Origin of the sequence: Pseudomonas sp. PB106 (genome assembly GCF_009764645.1) — a bacterium.
GTDB lineage: Bacteria > Pseudomonadota > Gammaproteobacteria > Pseudomonadales > Pseudomonadaceae > Aquipseudomonas.
In genome coordinates, this window is record NZ_RWIM01000015.1 from 59,799 (window position 1) to 83,265 (window position 23,467).

A 23,467-nucleotide genomic window follows, 5' to 3' on the forward strand; every position below is an offset into this window, starting at 1 on the left:
GATTCCTGGCTATGTTTGACTAATGAATTCGAGGCAAAACCCTACTTGGCGGCGATTGGGCTGACAAGCGCGATTTACCGGCAGTCGCTAGCGCTTGGCCCGCCGCGCCTTGGGCACTAGACTGGCGGCCTTTTCACCACCTGATGTTGATGCTTGAGCCATGGCCGCCGAAGTCGAACCGTTCTGGAAACGCAAAACCCTCGATCAGCTGAATCACCAGGAATGGGAATCGCTGTGCGACGGCTGTGGTCTGTGCTGCCTGCAAAAGCTTGAGGATGAAGAAGACAATAGCGTGTATTACACGCGCATCGCCTGCAAACTGCTGGACCTGAACACGTGCCAGTGCAGCGATTACCCGAATCGCATCAAATTTGTCCCGGACTGCATCCAGCTCACCCCGGGCCAGGCCGAAGAGTTCAAATGGCTGCCGCCGACCTGCGGTTATCGACTGGTCAGCGAGGGCAAGGATCTGCCGTTGTGGCACCACTTGGTCTGCGGTGATCGCGACGCCGTGCACCATGAGCGGATCTCCCAATCCGGGCGCATGCTCGCCGAGGGCAGCGTGCCGGAAGATGACTGGGAAGATCACCTGATTTTCCGCGCGGGCTGAGCGTCCACCGAATCAAGCTTTATCAAGGAGTGTGTATGGCTGTCGGATTGCAGCGGGCATTGATGATTGCGCTGCTGGCGCTGAGCGCGCCGGCATGGGCGGCGAAGAAAGTCGATCTGGATTATCACGTGCGCCTGTTGCCGCAGAGCGATCAGGCCGAAGTGCGCCTGACCCTGGCCAAAGGCGAGGCGGTGCGCAGTCTTGATTTCGATCTTGGCGACGGCAGCCATTACAGCGACTTCAAGGCCGACGGCCAATGGTTGCTGACCCCGGGGAAAGCGGCGCGCGGGGTGTGGCGTCCCGCCAGCGACAACGCCAGCCTGACCTACCGCGTACGCATCAGTCATGTGCGCAAGAACGGCAGCTTCGACACGCGCATGACCCCGAATTGGGCGTTGATGCGCGGTGACGAATTGGTGCCCCCCGCCAAACTCGATCAACAGGACGGCACCGAACTGGTCGCACGCCTGCAATTCGAATTGCCCGATGGCTGGAAAAGCGTCGAAACCGCGTGGCCACGCATCGGCAAGAACAAATTCCGCATCGACAATCCCTCGCGCCTGTTCGACCGGCCGACTGGCTGGATGCTCGCCGGCCACCTCGGCAGTCGCCGCACGCGTTTGGGCGAAACCGAAGTCACCGTGGCCTCGCCGCAAGGGCAGGGCATGCGCCGCATGGATGTACTGACCCTGCTGACCTTTGTCTGGCCGCAGGTGCAGGCGGTTTATCCACGCCATCCGAGCAAACTGTTGATTGTCGGCGCCAGCGACCCGATGTGGCGCGGCAGCCTCGGCGCGCACGAATCGATCTACGTGAATGCGCGGTTGCCGCTGGTCAGCGAAAGCGGCAGCAGTGCGCTGGTGCGCGAGCTGGCGCAGGTGTTCGGGCGGATCAACGACGAGCAGCGTAGCGACTGGATCAGCGAGGGGTTTGCCGAGTATTACGCCATCGAATTGGTGCGCCGCGCCGGCGGCATGAGCGATGAGCGTTATCAGGCGTTGCAGGCAAAACTGGTCAAGGACAGCCAGAAAGTCACGACTTTGCGCGGCGAGCAGATCAGCCCGGCGCAGGTGGCGAAAGCGGTCGTTTTGCTGCAGGAGCTGGATCGCGAGATTCGTCTGAAGACGCGTAACAAGCGCTCGCTGGATGATGTGTTGCGAGGGGCGATGCATTTGGGGACTGTGAGTACCAAGACGTTTGTGCAACTGGCCGAGAGCGTTCTGGGCGAGTCCTCCAAAGTTCTTGATACCGATTTACTGCAATAAGATCAAAAGATCGCGGCCTTCGGCAGCTCCTACAGGGGAAACGCATTCCACATGTAGGAGCTGCCGCAGGCTGCGATCTTTTGCTTTTAAACCCCGGCTTTCGGCGATTTCACCGAATCATTACCGGTCACCGTGGCGGTGCTGGTCGCCGCCTCGGCATTGGCCTTGAGCTTGCTCAACTCTTCCCCGGCCCGCTCGATCTTGGCGCGCACGTTGTTCATGTCCTGACGACTCTTCTCGATCAGGCTTTTCATCGAGCTGTGGCCGGTGATTCCGCGGGCCATGGCCACGCCGCCAATCGCCACCTGAATCAGACCGAACACACCGCCACGGCGCAGGCCTTTGCCGACCATGATCACGCCGCCGGCCAGCGAGCCGATGCGCTCCCAGCCTTCGACGTTTTGCTCGGGGTGGCTCTGGAACGGGGTGGATTCGATACGCTCGACGCGTTTGAGCTCGGTCATGATCTTTCTCCAGGCAATGAGTAATGGATAAACAAGCTGACTGCCAGAGCGGTCAGCTTGTTCCATCGGATGTGCGACGCTTCAGCGGAATTTTGGCCCGGAGCGGGTGTTCAGGCCTTTGGCCATACGGTCGTAGAGCACGACGTTGACCGTGGCGGCGAGGTTCATGCAGCCGGTGGTCGGGATGTACACGACGTCTTCGCACCAGTCGCGGATCTCTTTATCCAGCGAGCCGTCTTCGGGGCCGAAGATGTACAGGGCGCGATCCGGGTGGGTGTATTCCGGCAGCGGGCGGGCGCCCTCAACCAGTTCCACGGCGACCGGCACACAGTTGAGCGGGAGGATCTTTTTCAGATCATCGATGCCGATCAGCGGGATGTCGTAGTGCACGCGCTTGGTGTCGGTGACGAAGTCGGCGGCGCGTTCATAACGCTTGCCGGTGTAGAACACCGACGCCACGCCGTAGCAGCCTGCGGCGCGCATCACCGAACCGACGTTCTCCGGTGACTTGGGGTTATACAAACCAATGCAGCTGTACCGTTTGTCTGCCACGAGCGGGGTGCCTTCGGGAAAAAGAGGGCGATTATACGGGGATAAGATCAAAAGATCGCAGCCTTCGGCAGCTCCTACATTTTGATGGCGTACACCCTGTAGGAGCTGCCGAAGGCTGCGATCTTTTGCTTTTTAATCTTCTTTCTTCATCAACCCGGCCAACGCGGCAAACGGGTTATGCGTCGCCTTGGCGATCTTCGGCGTGCTCAGCGAGCCGTCACCGAAATACTGCTGGTCGGTGTAACGCGAATGTTCGTTGTCGTGGCAGTACAGGCACAACAGCTCCCAGTTCGAGCCGTCTTGCGGGTTGTTGTCGTGGTTATGGTCGCGGTGGTGCACGGTCAGTTCGCTCAGGCGCTTGCCGGAAAACTCACGGGCGCAGCGGCCACAAACGTGCGGGTACATCTTCAGGGCTTTGTCGCGGTAGCCCATTTCCTTGTCGCGCTGGTTGTCGGCGAGGATGCGATCCAGCTTCGACGTGTTGGTTGGGGTGGTCGAACTCATGGGTTCACCTTTGTAAAAGACTAATGACGGTTATGCGCAGAGTTTAGCTCAGCCCTTGAGCTTCTCGGCAATCCAGATCGTGTGGCGCGTGCCCTTGTTGCCGTGGGCGAAGACCTGGACTTCTTCGGCCTTGAAACCGGCCTTCTTCAATTTGTCGGAAAACAGCCGATCAGCGCTGGCCGACCATACGGCGAGCACGCCTTTCGGACGCAACGCTTTGGCGCAGGCATTCAGACCCGCGGCGGAATACAGCCAACTGTTGGCCTTCTGCGTCAGACCTTCAGGGCCATTGTCGACATCAAGCATGATCGCGTCGAAACCGTTCGGCTCGCTTTGCAGCACCTTGGCCACGTCTTCCTGACGGATCACCGTGCGCGGATCGAGCAGCGGGCGACCGGACTTTTCCCCGAGCGGGCCGCGGTTCCACTCGACCACGCCGGGTACCAGCTCCGCAACCACCACTTCGGCGCTTTTGCCCAGGTGCTTGAGCGCGGAGGCGAGGGTGAAGCCCATGCCCAAACCGCCGATCAGTACCCGCGAATCCGGTCGGCCGGCGACCTTGCGGCACGGAATTTCCGCCAGTGCGTCTTCGGAGCCGTGCATGCGCGTGTTCATCAATTGCCCGCCGTCGCCGCCCTGGATTTTGATGACGAAATCCTCGCCATACTCGAACAGGCACAGGGCACCGCCGCTTTCAGGGATCGGGGTGGTGTCGAGCAGAACGAAACGTTTCATGGAAATCTCTACAAGGGGGAAGGCAAGCAGGCCCGTTGGGAGTAGCCTGAGCGCAGACTAGAGGCCAAACGGAGCCCTTGATGAAGCGCACCATTCTAACGGTCATTGCCTTGGCCGCGCTCTCGATTACTGCAGTGCAGGCGCAACAGACGATTCCGGTCAGCCCGGCGCCGCAACCCGGCTCGCCCGGCACCGCGACCCCAACGCCGTATCCGCAGATTACGCCGATCAATATTCCCAAGTCGGGCGCCGGCAGTGGCAGCCCGCCGCTGGTGCCGATCGAGATGCCCAGCCCGCCGAGCAAGGATCAGCCGGTGCCGGGTATTGAGCCAAACGGTAGCAAGGCGAAATCCCCCGGCGGTTAAACCTGCTGCGCGGCCAATTGGCCGTCGGCCATGCGCAGGCGTTTCGACAAGGAAACGGCGAGGGCGCGGATGATCTTCGCGGCGATCTTCGGCGCGTCGTTGAGCATTTTTTCCAGTGAGTCTTTGCCGAGGTTGAGCAACTGGCAGTTGCTCGCGGCGATGCAGCTGGCCGAGCGGCGCTCGCCATCGAGCACGGCCATTTCACCGAATGCGCGACCGCTGCGCAGGGTGGCCATGGTGATCACCTGACCATCGGGCCCGGTTTTCTGCACGGCGACCTGGCCGGTGTGGAGGATGCACATGAAACTGCCGGCATCGCCCTCGCGGAAAATCGCCTCGCCCTCAGCCACGGTGCTGATGCTGAAATAGCCGGAAGCTGCCGCGAAGTCGGCCAGTTGCAATTGATCGAACAGGCCACAGTCCATCAGCCAGTCGCGGATTTCGTTGTTCAGGAAGGTCGGTTCTGACATGTCGTCACGGTCTTTTTGTTTTCACTGTTTCAGGCTTCACACAGTCCCCGTGTAGGAGCTGCCGAAGGCTGCGATCTTTTGATCCTGCTTTTGAAAAAATCAAAATCAAAAGATCGCAGCCTGCGGCAGCTCCTACACGGGATCTGTGGGGTATCGGCCTCTTGGGTCTGGAATTAAGACCCAAGTGACCGAAGGAGTTCCTCAGGCCAGGCCCAAAACCCTGAAAACAAATGCGTATTCGAGCGCTACGTCACGTAATCCCTGATAACGCCCGCTCATCCCGCCGTGTCCTGCGCCCAGTTCAGTCTTGAGCAGCAGGACGTTGTCGTCGGTTTTGCTCGCGCGCAGTTTCGCCACCCACTTCGCCGCTTCCCAATATTGCACGCGGCTGTCGTTGTAGCCGGCGATGACCAGCGTCGGCGGATAATCCTGCGCACTGACGTTTTCGTACGGCGCGTAAGCCTTGATCCGTTCGTAAACCTCTGGCTCTTCAGGATTGCCCCACTCGTCGTACTCGGTGACGGTCAGTGGCAACTCCGGGTCGAGCATGGTGTTGAGGGTGTCGACGAACGGCACCTCGGCAATCGCCACGCCGAACAGATCCGGGCGCTGGTTGAGCACCGCGCCAATCATCAAACCACCGGCGCTGCCACCGCTGATCGCCAGTTTTTCTGCCGCGGTGATGCCGTTGAGGATCAGAAACTCGGCGCAGGCAATGAAGTCGCTGAAGGTGTTGTGCTTGTGTTCCTGCTTGCCGGCGCGATACCAGGCTTCGCCCAGCTCGCCGCCGCCACGAACGTGGGCGATGGCAAAGGCCATGCCGCGATCGAGCAAACTCAGGCGCGCGTGGGAAAACCACGGATCCAGGCTGGAGCCATAAGCACCATAGCCGTACAGATACAGCGGCACTGGCTTGCCGAGCATTTCGCGTTTCATCACCAGGCTGATCGGCACTTGGGTGCCGTCCGGCGCGGTCGCCCACAGGCGCTGGCTGACGTAAGCGTCGGCGTCGAACGGGCCGAGCACCGGGGTTTCCTTGAGCACACTCTGCTCGCCGCCAGCGAGAATCAATTGGCGAACTTGCGCTGGGCGATTCAAGGCTTCATAGCGCAGACGAATGCGGTCGCTCTCGAATTCCAGGCTGTTTTGCACGTAGAGGCTGTAGGCCGCGTCCGGCAATTGCACGCGATACGGCGCCAAGCCTTGTGGGTGCACTTCGATGATCGGCAGGCCACCTTCGCGCAGGCTCAGGGTCATGGCCTCGGTGTTGAGGCTCACGCCATCGAGCATCACCGTGTCGCTGTGCGGGATCAGGTTCTGCCAGTCGGCTTCGGTCGGCGCAGTGCCGGTGTCCGGCGCTTGATACAACGCGTAGTTGATCCCGTCGCGATTGGTGCGGATAAACCACGTCCACGCACCATTGAGCAGGCCGTGATCGACATCGTATTCGTGGTCTTCGACGCGCGGCGCCAGGCAAGTGAACGGCAGATGCGGCTGATTGGCGTCGAGCGCCCAGACTTCGCTGGTGGTCTTGCTGCCCAGCGACAACAGCAATTGCTGCTCGGAACTGGAGCGGTAGCAATGCAGGAAGAAACGCCCGTCCGGCTCGTTGAATACTTCTTCCGCCGCGGTGCCGTCGAGGCGATAGCGGAACAGTTTGTGTGGGCGGTGCGTGTCGTCGAGTACGCCGAAAAACAGGGTCAGGCTGTCGTTGGCCCAAGTCATGCTGCCGTCGCAGTCTTCGAATTCCAGTTCGCTGACTTTGTCGTTGGACAGCTCTTTAACGAACAGCGTGTAGATCTCATCCCCCGCCGCGTCGACGCTGTAGGCCAAACGCTGGTGATCGGGGCTGATGCTGAAGGCGCCCAGCGAGAAGAAGCCGCCATTGGCCAGCACATTCGGGTCGAGCAGCAATTGCTCGCGGCTTTCATCGAGGGTCAGGCTGTCGTCCGCCGGGCGCGGGCAGCGGTAGTGCCGGGCGTATTCGTCGCCTGCGGTCGTGCGGGTGTAATACAGATACGGGCCCCATGGCGACGGCAGGGACAGGTCGGTTTCCAGAATCCGGCCCTTGATCTCATCGAACAGGGTTTCGCGCAGTTCGGCCTGATCGGCGGTTTGCGCTTCCTGGTAAGCGTTTTCGGCCTTGAGGTAATCGAGCACCGCATCGGTGTCGCGCTCCTGCAGCCAGGCATACGGGTCGGCACCGGCAGCCTTGCGGGCAATCGGGGCACTGATGGCGTTGGCGGATTGGGGCATGGAAGGCTCTCGGACAATGTACGGAATAGGGGTTTTCGCGGATCTGGCTATCACTGCAACCTCTGTAGGAGTGAGCCTGCTCGCGATGAGGCCGGCAGCTTCAACATCAATGTTGTCTGGCAGTCCGTCATCGCGAGCAGGCTCACTCCTACAGGTCGTGTGTCTATTGGGACAAGCCGGGCGGGCGAAAAGTCGTTACTATAAGCGCCTCTTTGCCTGCCTTGCCATGGACACCATGACCGAGAACGACTATCTGATCGCCTGGGGCCTCTACGCCTTTGCCGCTGTGGGCTGCCTGTTGGTATGGATGCGCCTGACTACCTGGATGTGGCGCTGGTTGCGCGAGCCGCTGCGCGTGCTGATGGCGGTGTTGCTGTTCAGCCCGACCATCATTGACCCGGTGAAAGCCAAGGTTGCGCCGTCCATCGCCATCACTGCGCTGGACCTGGCCTTCAAGGTCGGCAACAACGCCTGGCGGGCGATTTCCGATCTGTTCATGTACGGCATGATTGCGTTCGGCATTTACCTGATCTTCGTGCTGATTCGTTTCCCGATCGAACGCTCTTCCCGCGCCCGTCGTGAACAGGCCGAAGCCGCCAAAGCTGCAGCCCGCGCCGATGATCGCGACGACGATCAGCCCTTCGGCGGTGCCGGTGATGACCGTTACGGTCGCCCACCGGTGCCAAGTAATCCGCAGCGCATGCGGGTCGAGCCGCGTCTGTAACCCGAGAGTCCGCACATGTGTGAATTACTGGGCATGAGTGCCAACGTGCCGACCGATATCGTGTTCAGCTTCACCGGCCTGATGCAGCGCGGTGGGCGCACCGGCCCGCACCGCGACGGCTGGGGCATCGCGTTCTATGAAGGGCGTGGCTTGCGTCTGTTTCAGGACCCAGCCGCCAGTTGTGAGTCGGAAGTCGCCAATCTGGTGCAGCGTTATCCGATCAAGAGCGAAGTGGTCATCGGCCACATCCGTCAAGCCAACGTCGGCAAGGTCTGCCTGTCCAACACCCACCCGTTCGTCCGCGAACTGTGGGGCCGCAACTGGTGCTTCGCGCACAACGGCCAGCTCGCCGACTTCACCCCGATCAAGAGTTTCTACCGCCCGGTCGGCGATACCGACAGCGAGGCGGCGTTCTGCGATTTGCTTAACCGCGTACGTGCAGCCTTTCCGGAACCGGTCGAAGTAGAAGAGTTGCTGCCGGATCTGGTCGCAGCCTGCGCCGAATACCGCAGCAAAGGCGTGTTCAACTGCCTGCTCAGCGATGGCGACTGGCTGTTCTGCTATTGCTCGACCAAACTCGCACAGATCACCCGGCGCGCACCGTTCGGCCCGGCGCGGCTCAAGGATGTCGACGTGATTGTCGATTTCCAGGCTGAAACCACGCCCAACGATGTGGTGACGGTGATCGCCACCGAACCGTTGACCGAAAACGAAACCTGGACCCGCTACGAACCGGGCCAATGGAGCCTGTGGCGACGCGGCGAATGCGTCAGCCAAGGCAAGACCGAATAAGGATTGCACCCCATGTTGCTCAGTTATCTACGGCTGGTGTTGTTTGCGGCGGGCCTGTTGATCGGTGTCCAGGTGCCGGGGTTCATCAACGATTACGCGAAACGGGTCGAGGCGCATCTGATCGAGGCGCAGACCGGTTTGCGCGGCTTCCAGGGCACTGCCGAACAGTTTTTCAAGGGCGATATGCAGGCGCTGGTGGCGCATTACCGTGCCAGTGAGGATCCGATTTTTCGCAGCGATGCCGACAGTCTGAACACCTTGCTTACACGTCAGCTTGCGCTGGATAAACAGTTCCAGGCGATGCAGGGGCCGTGGTATATCCGCTTCCTGCAAGTGGTGCTGGCGGCAGATCCGGACATTCGCAAGGAAACCTGGAACGGCTACAGCTATCAGATTCTGCTGACCCCGGAGGCGATGATCTGGGGCATGAGCGGCGCTTTGTTGCTGTCGTTCGGGATCGAATGCCTGTTCCGCCTGATCGACTGGGTGGTGCTCGGCGGCAAGCGTTTGCGCCAGAGCCGGCCGATTGAAGATCGCGACGTGCGCGGCCTCTAAGATCAGCGCAGGATGATCGTTCCCACGCTCTGCGTGGGAATGCCTCAACGGACGCTCCGCGTTCGGCTTGGAAGGGACGCGGAGCGTCCCGGGCTGCATTCCCACGCGGAGCGTGGGAACGATCACGCGGTAAGGGTGATGAAACCCTTGCCCACCTTCTGCGCATAATCCGCCAACACCTGCTGACACAACGTCACAATCTCTTCGACCCATTCCACGCCGACCCGCCACGAGACCACCACCTGCAAATTCGGTGGCCGCTGATCAATCGCCAGTAAAGTCAGTTCCCCTCGCGCCAACTCCTCAGCCACCAACACCGGCGGTAGCACGCCAATACCAAATCCATCGCGCAACAACCGGGTGATCGCCGACACCGAGTTCACACAATTCAAGCGCGGCGCCAACACGCCGTTGGCCTGCATCAACGCCAACAGATCCTGATGCGGCCGGGAGTTTTTCGAGTAGGTAATGATGCGTTCCTGCGCCAGTTCGGCGAGGTCGGCGTAGTCGCGGTTGTAGATCGAATTGCTGGCGACGATCCAGCCCAGCGGATGGCTGGCCAGTTCCAGACTGCGCACACTTTCATGGCGTACCAGATCGGTCTGCAGAACGATGTCGAGGAAACCTTTTTGCAGCTGATCGCAGAGGTTCAGCGAGGTATCTGCCACCAGCTCGATTTCCACCCGTGGATAAAGGTCGGTCATGTGCGCCACCAGTGGGCTTAGCCAGGTGTGAATCACCGTGTCCATCACGCCGATGCGCACGCGGCCAACCTTGCTCGAACGGGTCTCGATCGATTGCTTGAGCGCCGACATGGTGTCGAGCATCTGCTCGGCGTAGTCCAGCACTTTCAAGCCTTCGGGCGTCAGGCTGACGCCGCGTGAATCGCGTAAAAACAGCTTCACCCCCAGCTCGCCTTCCAGCACTGCAATGCGGCTGGAAATCGACGCCTGGGTGGTGAACAGCTTGTCGGCGGTCAGGCGAAAACTCTTCAGGCGGGCGACCCAGACAAAGGTCTCGAGAAACTTCAGGTTCATGGGCAAGGCTCGGGTGACAAATTTTTCTTATGGCTAAGGCGGGTTTTTATTCGTTGGACGCGAGAGGGCCGCGCGACGAAAAATCGACGCATGCGGTCCCCACGATAGGCGTCGTCGGGGCTACGAACAAGACCAATAAAAAAACCTGCGGAGATAAGCCATGAGTGCTCCCGACACCCTTGAAGCATCCCCGGCAGCGGCGCGTCCCGGGCCGTTCGACTGGTATCGCAACATCAACCAGCAGGAGCGCCGCACGTTCTGGAGCTGCAAGATCGGCTACGGTCTGGACGGCATGGACACGCAGATGCTCAGCTTCGTCGTGCCGACGCTGATTGCGATGTGGGGCATCACCACTGGCGAGGCCGGGCTGATTCACACCAGCACCTTGATTGCTTCAGCAATTGGCGGCTGGGTCGCCGGGATTCTTTCTGACCGCATCGGTCGTGTACGCACGTTGCAACTGACGGTGCTGTGGTTTGCCTTCTTCACTTTCCTCTGCGGTTTCGCGCAGAACTACGAACAACTGCTGATCGCTCGCACCTTGATGGGCTTCGGTTTCGGCGGCGAGTGGACCGCCGGCGCGGTGTTGATCGGCGAGGTGATCCGCGCCAAGGATCGCGGCAAAGCGGTGGGCATGGTGCAATCCGGGTGGGCGCTGGGTTGGGGGCTGACGGCGATTCTGTATGCGCTGCTGTTTTCCGTGTTGCCGCCGGAGGATGCCTGGCGCGCGCTGTTCATTCTCGGCATCGTGCCGGCGATTTTCGTGATTTTCGTCCGTCGACTGGTCAAGGATCCGGAGATCTATCGCGAAGCCAAGGCTCAGCAGACGCCGGAAAACCAATCGAAGTTCTACGAGATCTTCGCGCCCGGCATGCTCTTCACCACGTTCCGCGCTTCACTGCTGACCACTGGCGCCCTCGGTGGTTACTACGCGATCACGTCCTGGCTGCCGACCTTCCTGAAAAATGAACGCGGCTTGAGCGTGCTCGGCACTGGCGGGTATCTGGCGATGGTGATTGTCGGCTCCTACGTCGGTTACGTGATCAGCGCCTACCTGACCGATCTGCTCGGCCGGAAAAAGAACTTCATCCTGTTCGCGGTCGGCTCGTTCACCATCGTTCTGCTGTATACGCAACTGCCGGTCAGCAATGGCGTGATGCTGTGGCTGGGCTTCCCGCTGGGCTTCTTCGCCTCGGGGATCTTCAGCGGCATGGGCGCGTTTCTGACTGAGCTGTTTCCTACACGGATTCGCGGTTCGGGGCAGGGCTTTTGCTACAACATCGGTCGGGCACTGGCGGCATTGTTCCCGCTGCTGATCGGCCTGCTTAGCCAGAAAGTGCCATTGAGCGTCGGCATTGGCGCCTTTGCGGCGGTGTCTTACGGCGTGGTGATTATCGCGGCGTTGAGCTTGCCGGAAACCCGTGGCAAGCAACTCGATGCGCAGTAACTGATAACCTGCGTTGCAAAGTCCTACAGATAAAAAGACAAGCCCTACAGGAGTGTTCACCGTGAGCCGCCTGCTATTGAACTGCGACATTGGCGAGAGCTTCGGCAGCTGGACCATGGGTCTGGATGCCGAGGTCATGCCCTTCATCGATTGCGCCAACGTCGCCTGTGGTTTCCACGCCGGCGACCCGAGCATCATGCGCAAGACCGTCAGCCTGGCCTTGAGCCACGGCGTACAGATTGGTGCACACCCGGCCTATCAGGATCTGGTCGGCTTCGGTCGCCGCTCCATGGCGTATTCCGCGCAAGAGCTGCAAGACATCCTGCATTACCAGATCGGCGCCCTCGACGGCATTTGCAAAGCGCAGGGCGGGCGGGTCAGTTACGTCAAACCCCACGGCGCGATGTACAACGACATGATGGCCAACCCAGCGCAATTGAGTGCGGTGATTCAAGCCGTAGCAGCTTACGATTGCAGTCTGCCGCTGATGTTGATGGCCACTCGCGACAACTCGGCCGCGCAGCAAATTGGTGATGAGTTCGGCGTGACGTTGTGGTTCGAAGCCTTCGCCGACCGCGCCTACGACAGCGCTGGCAGACTGGTTTCGCGGCAACTGCCGGGGGCGGTGCATCACGATCCCGAAAAAATCATCGAGCAAGCACTGACCATTGCCCGTGGCGACAACCTCACCGCCAGCGATGGCAGCGCCTTCCGTCTGCATGCCAACACCCTCTGCGTACACGGCGACAACGCCAGTTCGGTGGCCGCCGTGCAGCGCATTCGCCACGCCTTGAATCAACAGAGCGCGTCATGAATCCAAGGATTGAAGTGGTGGCACTGGATTGCCTGATGGTGCGTCTGTTCGATGAAATCGCTGAGGCCAACATGCCGTGGATGCTCGCCGCCAGCGAGCGTTTGCGTGCGGTGTTTGGCGCGCAATTGATCGATCTGGTGCCGTCGTATACGACGCTGATGGTGCATTACGATTTGACGGTTTTGAGTCCGAATCAGGCGCGGGAATCGATTGCTGAGGCGCTGGTTGATTTGTCGCCCAATGCACATCGTTCGGGGGAGTGCCATGTGCTGCCGGTCTGGTATGACGTGAGCGTCGGGCCGGAACTGAGCTTGCTGGCCCAGCGCAGCGGGCTGGCGGTGGAGGAGGTGATTCGTCGCCACAGCGGCCGCGAATATCAGGTGTTTGCGCTCGGGTTCGCGCCGGGTTTTGCCTTTATGGGCTTGGTCGAAGAAGTTCTTGCGGCGCCGCGCTTGAATACCCCACGCAAGAAAGTCGCCGCTGGCAGTGTCGGAATTGCTGAACGGCAAACCGCTGCGTACCCCGTGGTATCTCCCGGCGGCTGGAATCTGATCGGCCGCACCCCGGCCAAATTGTTCGACCGCAACCGCGATGGCTACAGCCTGATGCAACCCGGCGATACGGTGCGCTTCGAAGCGGTCAGTCACGCCGAGTTCATCAATCTGGGCGGCGACGACACGCCATTGGAGGCGCAGGTATGAGCCGACTGAGGATTGAAGCGAGTACGCCGCTGTGCCTGTTGCAGGATGCCGGACGATTCGGCGTGCGGCATCTGGGCGTGACCCAGGGCGGTGCGGCGGATTGGTGTTCGATGAGCTGGGCCAATTGGTTGCTGGGCAATGGGCTGGATGTACCGGTCGTCGAAATCACCCTTGGCGGCTTTACCGTGGTGGCTGACGAGGATTGTTTGTTGGCGTTGGCCGGGGCGGATCTCGGTGCGCAGGTCGACGGTCAGCCGTTGGCGCCGTGGTGCAGTTTCAAGTTGGGCAGAGGTCAGCGGTTGCAGTTCACGCAACCGTTGCTCGGCGCTCGGGCGTATCTGGCAGCGCCCGGTGGTTTTGCGGCGCCGATGGTATTGGGCAGCAGTGCCACAGTGGTGCGTGAAGAGCTCGGCGGGCTTGATGGCATGGGCTTGCCGCTGGCCAAGGGGTCGACCCTCAGTTATCACGGAGAATCGCTGTTGGTGCGGGAAGTGCCAGTGGCGCTGCGGCCGGATTTGAAGTCGCCTGCACCGCTGGATCTGGTGCTTGGTGCGCAGATCGGCCAGTTCAGCGGGCAGAGCGTGTTTGATGTGTTCAACAGTGCCTGGACGCTGGACAGTCGTGCGGATCGCATGGGCATCCGCTTGTTGGGCAAGGCGTTGGAATATCAGGGCCAGCCGATGATTTCCGAGGGCATTCCGTTGGGCGCGGTGCAAGTGCCGCCGGACGGCCAGCCGATTGTGTTGCTCAATGATCGGCAGACGATTGGCGGGTATCCGCGACTGGGGGCGTTGACGCCGTTGGCGCTGGCGCGGTTAGCGCAGTGTCTGCCGGGCGCGCAGGTGCGGTTGCGGCCGGTGGTGCAAGATGTCGCGCATCGCGAGCACATCAAATATCTGCAGCGCTTCAGAAATAGCTAAAAGCATCGCGGGCAAGCCCGCTCCCACAGTGTCCGAGTTGTACACGAAATTTATGTACACCACCGATACCTGTGGGAGCGGGCTTGCCCGCGATGGCGTCAGTACAGACGCAGCAGATTGATCGTTCCCACGCTCCGCGTGGGAATGCCGCCCGGGACGCTCCGCGTCTTTGTGACGCAGAGCGTCACTGGATGCGTTCCCACGCAGAGCGTGGGAACGATCTGGTCGTCACTTGGAAAGAAACCGCATCCCTTCCTCAAGCCCACGCAGCGTCAACGGATACATCTGATCCTCGATCAAATCCCTGACGATGTTCGTGGAAGAGGTATAGCCCCACGTATCCTTCGGATAGGGATTGATCCAGATGAGCTTCTTGTACTTCTCCATGAACCGTTGCATCCACACATAACCCGGCTCTTCGTTCCAGTGCTCGACACTGCCGCCGGCCTGGGTGATTTCATAGGGCGCCATGGCGGCGTCACCGATGAAGATCACCTTATAGTCGGCACCGTACTTGTGCAGCAGATCCTGGGTCGAAGTGCGCTCCGAAGTGCGGCGCATGTTGTTCTTCCACACCGATTCGTAAACGAAGTTGTGGAAGTAGAAGTACTCCAGATGCTTGAACTCGGTCTTGCAGGCCGAGAACAGCTCCTCGCAGATCTTCACGTGCGCGTCCATCGAGCCGCCGATGTCAAACAGCAACAACAGCTTCACCGTGTTGCGGCGCTCGGGACGCATCTGGATATTCAGCAGCCCGGCGTCTTTGGCGGTGTGGTCGATGGTGCCGTCGATGTCGAGTTCTTCTGCCGCGCCTTGGCGGGCGAATTTACGCAGGCGACGCAGCGCGACTTTGATGTTGCGCGTACCCAGTTCCACCGAGTCATCGAGGTTTTTGTACTCGCGTTGATCCCAGACTTTCACCGCTTTGCCCTGACGCTTGCCGGCATCGCCCACCCGAATGCCTTCCGGGTTGAAACCGCCGGAGCCAAACGGGCTGGTGCCGCCGGTGCCAATCCATTTGTTGCCGCCGGCGTGGCGTTCCTGCTGTTCTTCGAGGCGTTTCTTGAACTCTTCGATCAGCTTGTCGAGACCGCCGAGGGACTGGATTTGCGCGCGTTCCTCGTCACTCAGCGAGCGTTCGAATTCCTTGCGCAACCAGTCTTCGGGAATCAGCGCCTGCAAGTGATCGTCGAGCTTCTCGAGGCCATTGAAGTAGGCGCCGAACGCGCGGTCGAACTTGTCGAAATGGCGTTCGTCCTTCACCAGAATCGCCCGCGCCAAGTAGTAGAACTCGTCCATGTCGGCGAAGGTCACGCGCTGTTTCAGCGCGTTGATCAGGTCGAGCAACTCGCGCACCGATACCGGAACCTTGGCTGCACGCATTTCATTGAACAGGTTGAGCAGCATGACGATGGCCTTTATCGAGAGCCGCGACGGCTCATGAACGCCAGACGCTCAAGCAGTTGCACGTCCTGTTCGTTCTTGACCAAGGCACCGGCCAGCGGCGGGATGGCTTTGGTCGGATCACGTTCGCGCAGCACCGCTTCGCCAATATTGTCGGCCATCAGCAGTTTCAGCCAGTCGACCAGCTCGGAAGTCGACGGCTTCTTCTTCAGGCCCGGCACCTTGCGCACGTCGAAGAACACGTCCAGCGCTTCGCTGACCAGATCTTTCTTGATGTCCGGGTAATGCACGTCGACGATTTTCTGCAGGGTGGTGCGGTCGGGGAAGGCGATGTAGTGGAAGAAGCAACGGCGCAGGAAGGCGTCCGGCAGCTCTTTCTCGTTGTTGGACGTAATGATGATGATCGGACGCTTCTTGGCCTTGATGGTCTCGTCGATCTCGTAAACGTAGAACTCCATCTTGTCGAGTTCTTGCAGCAAGTCGTTAGGGAACTCGATGTCGGCCTTGTCGATCTCGTCGATCAGCAGAATGACCCGCTCTTCAGACTCGAAAGCCTCCCAGAGCTTGCCTTTCTTCAGGTAGTTGCGCACGTCGTGGACTTTTTCGTTGCCCAGTTGCGAGTCGCGCAGACGGCTGACCGCATCGTACTCGTACAGGCCCTGATGGGCCTTGGTGGTGGACTTGATGTGCCAGGTGATCAGCTTGGCGCCGAACGACTCGGCCAGTTGCTCGGCGAGCATGGTCTTGCCGGTGCCTGGCTCGCCCTTGACCAGCAGCGGCCGCTCCAGGGTGATGGCGGCGTTGACCGCCAGCTTCAGGTCATCGGTGGCGACGTAGGCCTGGGTGCCTTCGAACTTCATCTGCTAATCCTCGAACGGTAACGCCGACCTGAACGGGCAGGGCGGGGGCGAAATAATCGGATGCCCGACTATAACGCGCAGGCCGGTCGACTGTGAACGCAGACGGCTTATTCAGTCTCTGAATGGGGCGTCACATGTTGACTCAGTCTCGGCGGATGGCCAGTATTTTTACCTGATTGATTCGGCGATAGCCTCTGTGGACACGTCAGTACCTGCGGCAAAACTTTCTGTAGCCTGGAAGATTGATCCCGCTCGGTTGTGAAGCATGTCCCATTTCGCCCATTTGGAGGCGCTAAAAGTTGTTGCCTATGAAACGACCACGCTTATCAGCAGTTACTGCACATCCAGATTGCCTATTGTCACTGACTTTTATCAATGGCCAGCAGGTGACGGTTGACCTGAGTCGAGACATCCATACTTATCCAGGACTAAATGCATTAGTCGATCCGAACATCTTCACTACAGCTCGTCTAGCAGATGATGGCTGGGCTGTTGAATGGCTGACCTCGGATATTCAAATAGGCGCAGACACTCTGTATCGGGATGCATTTTTACCTCCAGACCCTAACCCGCATCCGGCTTGGGCCGCTCATACCGCGCACTGAATGCCTGTACGAAACCATTACGCAATATCTGCAAAAACGCTTCGAACGCGCTGATATTTTGCTGGTGGACGTTGCCGCTGAGTTCGACCTTGGTGGCGAACTGGTTTTTTGCCTGGTTCTTCAGCACGGTTTCAGTGCCCCCGACCAATGCCTCCCAGACTGAGCGGAAGATGCTTTTGTTTTTGTTTTCCACGTCCTGTTGCCAGTTGAACACTTCGACGTCGCGCAGCAGCGGTTTGATGTAACCGTTGACTTGGGCTTTCTTGGCTTTGGCTTCGATGACGACATCACCGTGGCCAGCATTGAAGTCGAATTTGCCGTAGGCCGAGGCGAAGTCGTTCATGCTTTTGAGTTCGATGTCTTTGGCACGCAGGCGGAATTCGAAGTCTTCGAAATTGCTCAGAGGATCGAATGTCGCCGTGGTTTCCAGCGGTGCGTGGCCGAGCAGCAGGGCTTTGCCTTCGAACCGGGCATCACGCTTGCCTTCTTTGTCGACGACGTTGGTCAGGTTGTAGATGCTCGCGTCGACGTTGGTGGCGTTCATATTGACGGGCGGTTTGGAGTTGAAGTTGCGGAAACTGATCTTGCCGTCGCTAATCTGCACCTCGTCGAGGGTGATAGGCAGCAACTTGCCCAGCTGTTCGCGCCAGTCGGTGCCTTGACCGGTTTGGGAGTTCTGCTTGTTGGCACCGCCGTCGACGAAGTTAACTTCAGGTTTGACGAACTTCACTTGTGCGACCACCGCGTGGTCGTACCACAGCGAGTGCCAGCTGACCGCCAGATCTATGAGCGGTGCATTGACGAACGGCACCGGTACTTTGCCGTCGACCTTGACGATTTTCAGCCCATTGATCTTATAAGCCCCGCGCCACAGGGCCAGATCGACGTCAGTGATCTGGCCACGGTAGTCACCCATGTCCGCAAGCTTGCCATTCAGGTAGTCGCGCACCATGTAGGGCAGGGCGATGTGCAAGGCGATCAGCAGCACAACAACTCCCGCGAGGGTCCACAACGGCCAACTGTAGCGACGCTTCATGGCGGTAATTCCCGAACGATGTAAAGCGATTGACTGTCAGCGACCACAGACGTTCGACCCGACTGGACTGCGATGGGCAACAGGCTTACCTTGGAAGGCTGAATTCAACGCTGCATAAGGACCCAGCCATGAGCCGTATTTTTGCTGACAACGCCCATTCCATCGGTAATACGCCGCTGGTGCAGATCAACCGCATTGCGCCGCGTGGCGTGACCATCCTGGCCAAGATTGAAGGGCGCAATCCCGGTTATTCGGTCAAGTGCCGGATCGGCGCGAACATGATCTGGGACGCCGAAAGCAACGGCAAACTCAAACCGGGCATGACCATCGTTGAGCCGACCTCGGGCAACACCGGTATCGGTCTGGCTTTCGTTGCAGCCGCACGTGGCTACAAATTGATGCTGACGATGCCGGCGTCCATGAGCATCGAACGGCGTAAGGTGCTCAAGGCGTTGGGTGCCGAACTGGTGTTGACTGAGCCGGCGAAAGGCATGAAAGGCGCCATCGAGAAGGCTGCCGAGATCGTCGCCAGCGATGCCGACCAATACTTCATGCCGGCGCAGTTCGATAACCCGGCCAACCCGGCGATTCATGAAAAGACCACGGGCCCGGAAATCTGGAACGATACCGATGGTGCGGTCGATGTACTGGTAGCGGGCGTCGGCACGGGCGGAACCATCACCGGCGTTTCGCGGTATATCAAGAATACTCAAGGCAAACCGATTCTGTCGGTGGCGGTCGAACCGGTGTCCTCACCCGTCATCACCCAGGCTTTGGCCGGCGAAGAGATCAAGCCAAGCCCGCACAAGATCCAGGGGATCGGCGCCGGTTTCGTCCCAAAAAACCTCGATCTGTCGATGGTTGACCGGGTCGAGCAGGTCACCGACGAAGAATCCAAGGCCATGGCCCTGCGCCTGATGCAGGAAGAAGGGATTCTCTGCGGTATCTCCTGCGGTGCTGCAATGGCTGTTGCGGTGCGCTTGGCGGAAACTCCGGAGATGCAGGGCAAGACCATTGTGGTGATTCTGCCGGACTCGGGTGAGCGTTATCTGTCGAGCATGCTGTTCAGTGACCTGTTCACCGAACAGGAGAATCAGCAGTAAATCCATTTGATTCAGGTCAGCCAAGGTTCAGGATCGTTATGTTAATAAATGCTTTGTTGCGCAATTCTTAACACTGAATCTTGGGTTGAGCGGGTTTTTCCCGAGGCCGGTAGTGTTTATCATGGCCGGCTGCCATGTCGGGTAAATGGCATTGCGCAGCGTTGTCTTTATTCAAGGAGTTGTTGATGACCGTTTCGTTTGCCGCCAAGGCGTTTGTGCTGTTGCTGTTTCTGGGCAGCACGCTCTATGTGCATTTGCGCGGCAAGGCGCGATTGCCGGTACTGCGTCAGTTCGTCAACCACTCGGCGTTGTTCGCCCCGTATAACGCCTTGATGTACCTGTTCTCCAGCGTGCCGTCCAAGCCATACCTGGATCGCAGCAAGTTCCCGGAGCTGGATGTGCTGCGCGATAACTGGGAAACCATTCGCGACGAAGCCATGCACTTGTTCGATGAGGGCTATATTCGCGCCGCTGAAAAGAATAACGATGCCGGGTTTGGTTCGTTCTTTAAAAAGGGCTGGAAGCGTTTTTACCTCAAGTGGTACGACAAACCGCTGCCGTCGGCTGAAACCCTGTGCCCGAAAACCGTGGCGCTGGTCAGTGCCATCCCCAATGTCAAAGGCGCGATGTTTGCCCTGCTGCCGGGTGGCAGTCACCTCAACCCGCACCGTGACCCGTTCGCCGGCTCCCTGCGTTATCACCTTGGCTTATCGACGCCGAACTCCGACGACTGCCGGATTTTCGTCGACGGCCAGGTTTACGCCTGGCGTGATGGCGAGGACGTGATGTTCGACGAGACCTATGTGCACTGGGTCAAGAACGAAACCGAAAAGACTCGGGTGATCCTGTTCTGCGACGTCGAGCGTCCACTGCGAAACCGTCTGATGACGCGCATCAACCGCTCTATCAGTGCTTTCCTCGGCCGTGCAACCGCACCGCAGAACCTTGATGACGAACGCGTCGGTGGGATCAATCAGGCCTACGCCTGGAGCAAGAATTTCAGCGACAAGTTCAGCGGCGTGGTCAAACAGTGGAAACGCCGTCATCCGAAAGCCTACCGCGTGTTGCGGCCGGTGCTGGCGGTGGTGGTGTTGACGTTGTTGGGGTATTGGCTGTTTGGTTGAGGCTGGATCAGGTCATAAAAAACCGCTCTTTGTGAGCGGTTTTTTATGAAGGAAAGGTGAACGAGGCACCAGCGAGAATACCACCCGGCTCCTCCACGGCTGGATTTACCAACGCTTCTTTAATTCGGAGCAACTCTTGCTCAGATAACTTTCCGAAAGAGCGTTTTCTATCGGCCTTTACCGATCTGGCGCCTGGCGCCTCTTTTTCAACGACAGCCTTCATAGTGCCTCCGGCGTTGTTCATTAAATGAGCAGTTGCCCGATACTAGACTCAGTCAATTAGCTTCACAAGCCTATCCTCTGAATCGAATTCGAAGCCCAGTTGTCGGTAAAGAGAGATCACTCCTGGGAGAGGTTCCTGAATTTCTATCTGCGTACTGCCGATGATTCGTGCGAAGTGAGTAACAGCGGTCAAAGCAAATGTCGCTACTCGGCTTTTGAGAGGGTGATCGTTCTCGGGCTTTCCTTCCAGGCGCACGATTTTTACTCTTAACCGACTCTGATTCGGGTTAGCAAAGCAAAGCCCGCATAACTCCTGATCAAACCAGATTGCCAAATCGAAGCTAAGTGGTTCTTTCACTTTCCATCTGACGACGTCTTGCCAGGAAAAATGAGGATCAACCCATTCTTCATAGGCTCTCTGCGCTTGAGCATCAATTGCTTCGAAACGAACTCTGGAATGATCGACGTCCACTACTCCTTGCTTCTGTAGTTCTTCATGCAGTTTCGAGAAGGTGATGCCAGCCTGCTTCCTGGCCTCTGACCGATACAACTGATACCGCAAATACGTCCGTTCCCTTGGCATGTGATTTCGAGCATTCCATGTCTCCCCATCGATAGGTGTCGCCGTTGCTCAACAGCCTATTCAGCTCGCATCCATCTGTCGCTAGCGGCCCTTTGCCCAACTCATTGCAATCCATGTCCCACGCTGGTTATAGTCGGCGCTCGTGAGTCGCACGACTCACCTTCAACCCTTCAAAAAAGATCTGCCCAAATGCCTGCATCCCTCATCAACGCGGTAGTCGATTCAGCGGTCAACGCTGTCGTGGTGCCGTGCGGGAATCAGCAGCCCAAGCGGATCAGTCATTACCCCCCACCTGTCAGTAGCACGCCGGTGTGCGCAGTCGTATCACCGCCGGGCGTTGGCGTTTCGGGCTGATCGGCATTCTTTGCTGACCCCTGCGCCCGCCAGAAAAACCTACTGAATTTCAGCTTCGGCTGAGTTGGCTTTTTGCCTGACTACAGGTGGTATCCATGTTTGTCCTGTCGAAAAAATCCGTGCTCGCGGCGACGTCCACGAGCCTGTTCGTTCTGCTGTGGAGCAGCGGCGCGATCTTCTCCAAATGGGGCTTGGCCCACGCCTCGCCCTTCGCCTTTCTGCTGATGCGCTTCGTGATCGCCCTGTGCGGGCTGCTGCTATTGGCGCCGTTGCTTAAATTGAAGCTGCCCAAGGGCGGCAAGCCGATGCTCTACGCGATTGCCACGGGCGTGGTGTTGCTGGGGGCTTATCAGATTTTCTATCTGTTGGCGCTGAACACCAAGGTCACCCCGGGCGTGATGGCGACCATCATGGGCGTGCAGCCGATTCTCACCGTGGTCTTGATGGAGCGGCAGCGCTCGGCGAGTCGCCTGTTCGGTCTGGCGCTGGGGTTGGCCGGGCTGATCATGGTGGTTTATCAGGGCATCGGCTTGGCCGGGATGTCCTGGGCGGGAATGCTCTTCGGTCTGCTGGCGTTGGCGAGCATGACCCTGGGCTCGATCATGCAGAAGCGCATCACCGACAATCCCCTCGGCACGCTGCCGGTGCAATACCTTGCCGGGCTGTTGTTGTGCGGGATATTTGTGCCGTTCCAGCCATTTCATTTCGAACACAGCGCAGGTTTTATCGTGCCGGTGTTGTGGATGGGACTGGTGGTTTCGGTGCTGGCGACGCTGTTGCTGTATCGGCTAATCGCGCGGGGCAATCTGGTGAATGTCACCAGTCTGTTCTATTTGGTGCCGGCGGTGACGGCGGTGATGGACTACCTGATATTCGGCAATCGTCTGGCGGCGTTGAGTGTGCTGGGGATGGTGTTGATCGTCATCGGCCTGGCATTCGTGTTCCGTAAATCCCAATAACGCTAATCCCTGTAGGAGCTGCCGCAGGCTGCGATCTTTTGATCTTGTCTTTATAAACAACCTCAAAAGATCGCAGCCTGCGGCAGCGCTTACCGGGTATTCACTTCAACGGGTTTTAGCGCAGCAGGTTTCAACACCAGCCACAACGCCGCCGCAATCAGCACTCCGCCATACACATGCGCCATCGACAATGGCTCATCCAGCAGCAACGCCCCCCACAATACGCCGAACGGCGGAATCATGAAGGTCACGGTCATCGACTTCACCGGACCGATCGAGCTGAGCAGGCGGAAATAAATGATGTACGCAAATGCCGTGCACCCCAGGCCCAGACCGAGCAGCGACAACCAGACATTCCAGCCGCCCCAACTGACCGGTGGCGCGGTGATGACGCTGTAGCCGAACAACGGCAACAGGAACAACGTCGCGCCGAGCATGCTGCCCAGTGCCGACAGGCGTGGGTCGAGGCCGCCGGCCTGATCCAGCCAGCGCCGCGCGAGGAACCCGGCAAAGCCGTAGCAAGTGGTCGCCAGCAGGCAGGCGAGGGCGCCCATCAGCAATTGCAGATCGAATGCCACGGGACCGGCGCGGGTCAGCACGCCGACGCCGAACAGACCGAGAAACACCCCACTGAACTTGGCGGCCGTGAGCTTCTCACTGAAGAACAATGCGCCGATCAGCACGCCCATCAACGGTGTGGTGGCGTTGAAAATCGCCGAGTAGCCGGCCGGCAGCACTTGCGCGGCGACTGAGTAGAGCGTTGCCGGCAGCCCGGAATTGATCACGCCCAGCAGCATCACGGTTTTCAGCTTGCCTTTGAAATCCCAACTGATGCGCATCAGCCCCAGAATGACCAGCAACCCGGCGGCGGCGATCGACACGCGAAAGAATGCCGTCGGGACCGAGCCGATCACCGGCGCAATCACGCGCATGAACAGAAAACTCGCGCCCCAGATGGCTGCCAGCGACAACATACGGAAAATATCGACAGGGCTCACGGCGGGGC

26 protein-coding genes and 1 pseudogene are annotated in these 23,467 nt (G+C 59.2%); 14 read left to right on the forward strand and 13 right to left on the reverse strand.

The window, feature by feature from the left end:
• Positions 1 to 160: 160 nt before the first annotated feature.
• Both EJA71_RS02570 and EJA71_RS02575 read left to right on the forward strand, forming a co-directional pair.
• The gene (locus tag EJA71_RS02570; RefSeq protein ID WP_095119093.1) at positions 161 to 610 is read left to right on the forward strand and encodes a YcgN family cysteine cluster protein; all 450 of its coding nucleotides are present in this window, start codon (positions 161 to 163) and stop codon (positions 608 to 610) included.
• A gap of 35 nt (positions 611 to 645) precedes the next feature.
• Positions 646 to 1,875 (forward strand): hypothetical protein, encoded by a 1,230-nt coding sequence (locus EJA71_RS02575; RefSeq protein ID WP_158954036.1) that lies wholly within the window; start codon positions 646 to 648, stop codon positions 1,873 to 1,875.
• Between the two features lie 86 nt (positions 1,876 to 1,961).
• Here the strand turns inward: EJA71_RS02575 and EJA71_RS02580 are convergent, their stop codons facing one another.
• From EJA71_RS02580 to EJA71_RS02595, 4 genes are all read right to left on the reverse strand, one after another.
• On the reverse strand, positions 1,962 to 2,339 hold the full coding sequence (locus EJA71_RS02580) for a DUF2892 domain-containing protein (protein WP_158954038.1): 378 nt from the start codon (positions 2,337 to 2,339) through the stop codon (positions 1,962 to 1,964).
• A gap of 81 nt (positions 2,340 to 2,420) precedes the next feature.
• Positions 2,421 to 2,891: an RNA methyltransferase gene (locus EJA71_RS02585; RefSeq protein WP_007911337.1), complete on the reverse strand. Its 471-nt coding sequence runs from the start codon at positions 2,889 to 2,891 to the stop codon at positions 2,421 to 2,423.
• A gap of 132 nt (positions 2,892 to 3,023) precedes the next feature.
• Positions 3,024 to 3,395, reverse strand: a complete 372-nt coding sequence (locus tag EJA71_RS02590; RefSeq protein ID WP_158954040.1) for a YajD family HNH nuclease — start codon at positions 3,393 to 3,395, stop codon at positions 3,024 to 3,026.
• Positions 3,396 to 3,443: 48 nt separating this feature from the next.
• Complete coding sequence (locus EJA71_RS02595; protein ID WP_064388416.1) at positions 3,444 to 4,130, reverse strand: spermidine synthase; 687 nt, start codon at positions 4,128 to 4,130, stop codon at positions 3,444 to 3,446.
• 80 nt (positions 4,131 to 4,210) lie between these two features.
• Between EJA71_RS02595 and EJA71_RS02600 the strand changes: the two genes are divergently transcribed.
• The gene (locus EJA71_RS02600) at positions 4,211 to 4,495 is read left to right on the forward strand and encodes a hypothetical protein (protein ID WP_158954042.1); all 285 of its coding nucleotides are present in this window, start codon (positions 4,211 to 4,213) and stop codon (positions 4,493 to 4,495) included.
• Here the strand turns inward: EJA71_RS02600 and EJA71_RS02605 are convergent.
• On the reverse strand, positions 4,492 to 4,965 hold the full coding sequence (locus EJA71_RS02605; RefSeq protein WP_158954044.1) for a Crp/Fnr family transcriptional regulator: 474 nt from the start codon (positions 4,963 to 4,965) through the stop codon (positions 4,492 to 4,494). The two genes, EJA71_RS02600 and EJA71_RS02605, sit on opposite strands and share 4 nt — an antisense overlap.
• A 201-nt stretch (positions 4,966 to 5,166) precedes the next feature.
• Positions 5,167 to 7,221, reverse strand: a complete 2,055-nt coding sequence (locus EJA71_RS02610; RefSeq protein ID WP_158954046.1) for a S9 family peptidase — start codon at positions 7,219 to 7,221, stop codon at positions 5,167 to 5,169.
• Positions 7,222 to 7,447: 226 nt separating this feature from the next.
• On the opposite strand from EJA71_RS02610, the gene EJA71_RS02615 reads away from it, so the two are divergent.
• From EJA71_RS02615 to EJA71_RS02625, 3 genes are read left to right on the forward strand one after another with little or no spacing between them, the layout of a single operon-like run.
• A complete protein-coding gene (locus tag EJA71_RS02615; protein WP_158954048.1) occupies positions 7,448 to 7,945 on the forward strand; it encodes an MFS transporter in 498 nt (165 codons plus the stop codon).
• A gap of 15 nt (positions 7,946 to 7,960) precedes the next feature.
• On the forward strand, positions 7,961 to 8,737 hold the full coding sequence (locus EJA71_RS02620; RefSeq protein ID WP_122591730.1) for a class II glutamine amidotransferase: 777 nt from the start codon (positions 7,961 to 7,963) through the stop codon (positions 8,735 to 8,737).
• A 12-nt stretch (positions 8,738 to 8,749) separates the two neighbouring features.
• Positions 8,750 to 9,292 (forward strand): DUF2937 family protein, encoded by a 543-nt coding sequence (locus EJA71_RS02625; RefSeq protein ID WP_158954050.1) that lies wholly within the window; start codon positions 8,750 to 8,752, stop codon positions 9,290 to 9,292.
• Positions 9,293 to 9,414: 122 nt separating this feature from the next.
• Here EJA71_RS02625 and EJA71_RS02630 read toward each other — a convergent pair whose 3' ends face one another.
• The gene (locus EJA71_RS02630) at positions 9,415 to 10,329 is read right to left on the reverse strand and encodes a LysR family transcriptional regulator (protein WP_158954052.1); all 915 of its coding nucleotides are present in this window, start codon (positions 10,327 to 10,329) and stop codon (positions 9,415 to 9,417) included.
• Positions 10,330 to 10,489: 160 nt separating this feature from the next.
• Between EJA71_RS02630 and EJA71_RS02635 the strand changes: the two genes are divergently transcribed.
• The 4 genes from EJA71_RS02635 (at position 10,490) to EJA71_RS02650 (ending at position 14,211) form a co-directional block, all read left to right on the forward strand.
• Positions 10,490 to 11,776 carry an MFS transporter gene (locus tag EJA71_RS02635; protein WP_158954054.1) on the forward strand — a complete coding sequence of 429 codons (1,287 nt, stop codon included), beginning with the start codon at positions 10,490 to 10,492 and terminating at the stop codon, positions 11,774 to 11,776.
• A 61-nt stretch (positions 11,777 to 11,837) separates the two neighbouring features.
• Entirely contained in the window at positions 11,838 to 12,590 is a 753-nt protein-coding gene (locus EJA71_RS02640; RefSeq protein ID WP_158954056.1) for a 5-oxoprolinase subunit PxpA, read from the forward strand.
• Entirely contained in the window at positions 12,587 to 13,291 is a 705-nt protein-coding gene (pxpB, locus tag EJA71_RS02645; protein WP_158954058.1) for a 5-oxoprolinase subunit PxpB, read from the forward strand. The genes EJA71_RS02640 and pxpB overlap by 4 nt, the downstream gene beginning before the upstream one ends.
• A complete protein-coding gene (locus EJA71_RS02650) occupies positions 13,288 to 14,211 on the forward strand; it encodes a biotin-dependent carboxyltransferase family protein (RefSeq protein ID WP_158954060.1) in 924 nt (307 codons plus the stop codon). Before pxpB ends, EJA71_RS02650 begins: the two co-directional genes overlap by 4 nt.
• A 228-nt stretch (positions 14,212 to 14,439) precedes the next feature.
• On the opposite strand, the gene EJA71_RS02655 is transcribed toward EJA71_RS02650, so the two are convergent.
• Together EJA71_RS02655 and EJA71_RS02660 are read right to left on the reverse strand one after the other, a co-directional pair.
• Entirely contained in the window at positions 14,440 to 15,618 is a 1,179-nt protein-coding gene (locus EJA71_RS02655; protein ID WP_158954062.1) for a VWA domain-containing protein, read from the reverse strand.
• A gap of 11 nt (positions 15,619 to 15,629) precedes the next feature.
• Complete coding sequence (locus EJA71_RS02660; RefSeq protein ID WP_025110627.1) at positions 15,630 to 16,475, reverse strand: MoxR family ATPase; 846 nt, start codon at positions 16,473 to 16,475, stop codon at positions 15,630 to 15,632.
• A gap of 299 nt (positions 16,476 to 16,774) precedes the next feature.
• Between EJA71_RS02660 and EJA71_RS02665 the strand changes: the two are divergent.
• Positions 16,775 to 17,023, forward strand: a pseudogene (locus EJA71_RS02665) (DUF2442 domain-containing protein); the annotation flags it as partial.
• Positions 17,024 to 17,039: 16 nt separating this feature from the next.
• On the opposite strand, the gene EJA71_RS02670 reads toward EJA71_RS02665, so the two are convergent.
• Positions 17,040 to 18,116 carry a DUF748 domain-containing protein gene (locus EJA71_RS02670; protein WP_158954066.1) on the reverse strand — a complete coding sequence of 359 codons (1,077 nt, stop codon included), beginning with the start codon at positions 18,114 to 18,116 and terminating at the stop codon, positions 17,040 to 17,042.
• A gap of 128 nt (positions 18,117 to 18,244) precedes the next feature.
• Here EJA71_RS02670 and cysK point away from each other — a divergent pair, with 128 nt between their 5' ends.
• On the forward strand, positions 18,245 to 19,219 hold the full coding sequence (gene cysK, locus EJA71_RS02675; RefSeq protein WP_158954068.1) for a cysteine synthase A: 975 nt from the start codon (positions 18,245 to 18,247) through the stop codon (positions 19,217 to 19,219).
• Between the two features lie 185 nt (positions 19,220 to 19,404).
• Entirely contained in the window at positions 19,405 to 20,343 is a 939-nt protein-coding gene (locus tag EJA71_RS02680; protein WP_158954070.1) for an aspartyl/asparaginyl beta-hydroxylase domain-containing protein, read from the forward strand.
• Positions 20,344 to 20,386: 43 nt separating this feature from the next.
• Here EJA71_RS02680 and EJA71_RS02685 read toward each other — a convergent pair whose 3' ends face one another.
• The gene (locus EJA71_RS02685; RefSeq protein ID WP_158954072.1) at positions 20,387 to 20,566 is read right to left on the reverse strand and encodes a hypothetical protein; all 180 of its coding nucleotides are present in this window, start codon (positions 20,564 to 20,566) and stop codon (positions 20,387 to 20,389) included.
• A 48-nt stretch (positions 20,567 to 20,614) separates the two neighbouring features.
• The gene (locus EJA71_RS02690) at positions 20,615 to 21,148 is read right to left on the reverse strand and encodes a hypothetical protein (protein ID WP_158954074.1); all 534 of its coding nucleotides are present in this window, start codon (positions 21,146 to 21,148) and stop codon (positions 20,615 to 20,617) included.
• Between the two features lie 449 nt (positions 21,149 to 21,597).
• On the opposite strand from EJA71_RS02690, the gene EJA71_RS02695 reads away from it, so the two are divergent.
• Positions 21,598 to 22,461 (forward strand): DMT family transporter, encoded by an 864-nt coding sequence (locus EJA71_RS02695; RefSeq protein WP_158954076.1) that lies wholly within the window; start codon positions 21,598 to 21,600, stop codon positions 22,459 to 22,461.
• 89 nt (positions 22,462 to 22,550) lie between these two features.
• Here EJA71_RS02695 and EJA71_RS02700 read toward each other — a convergent pair whose 3' ends face one another.
• Entirely contained in the window at positions 22,551 to 23,459 is a 909-nt protein-coding gene (locus EJA71_RS02700) for a DMT family transporter (protein ID WP_158954078.1), read from the reverse strand.
• Between the last annotated feature and the right edge of the window lie 8 nt (positions 23,460 to 23,467).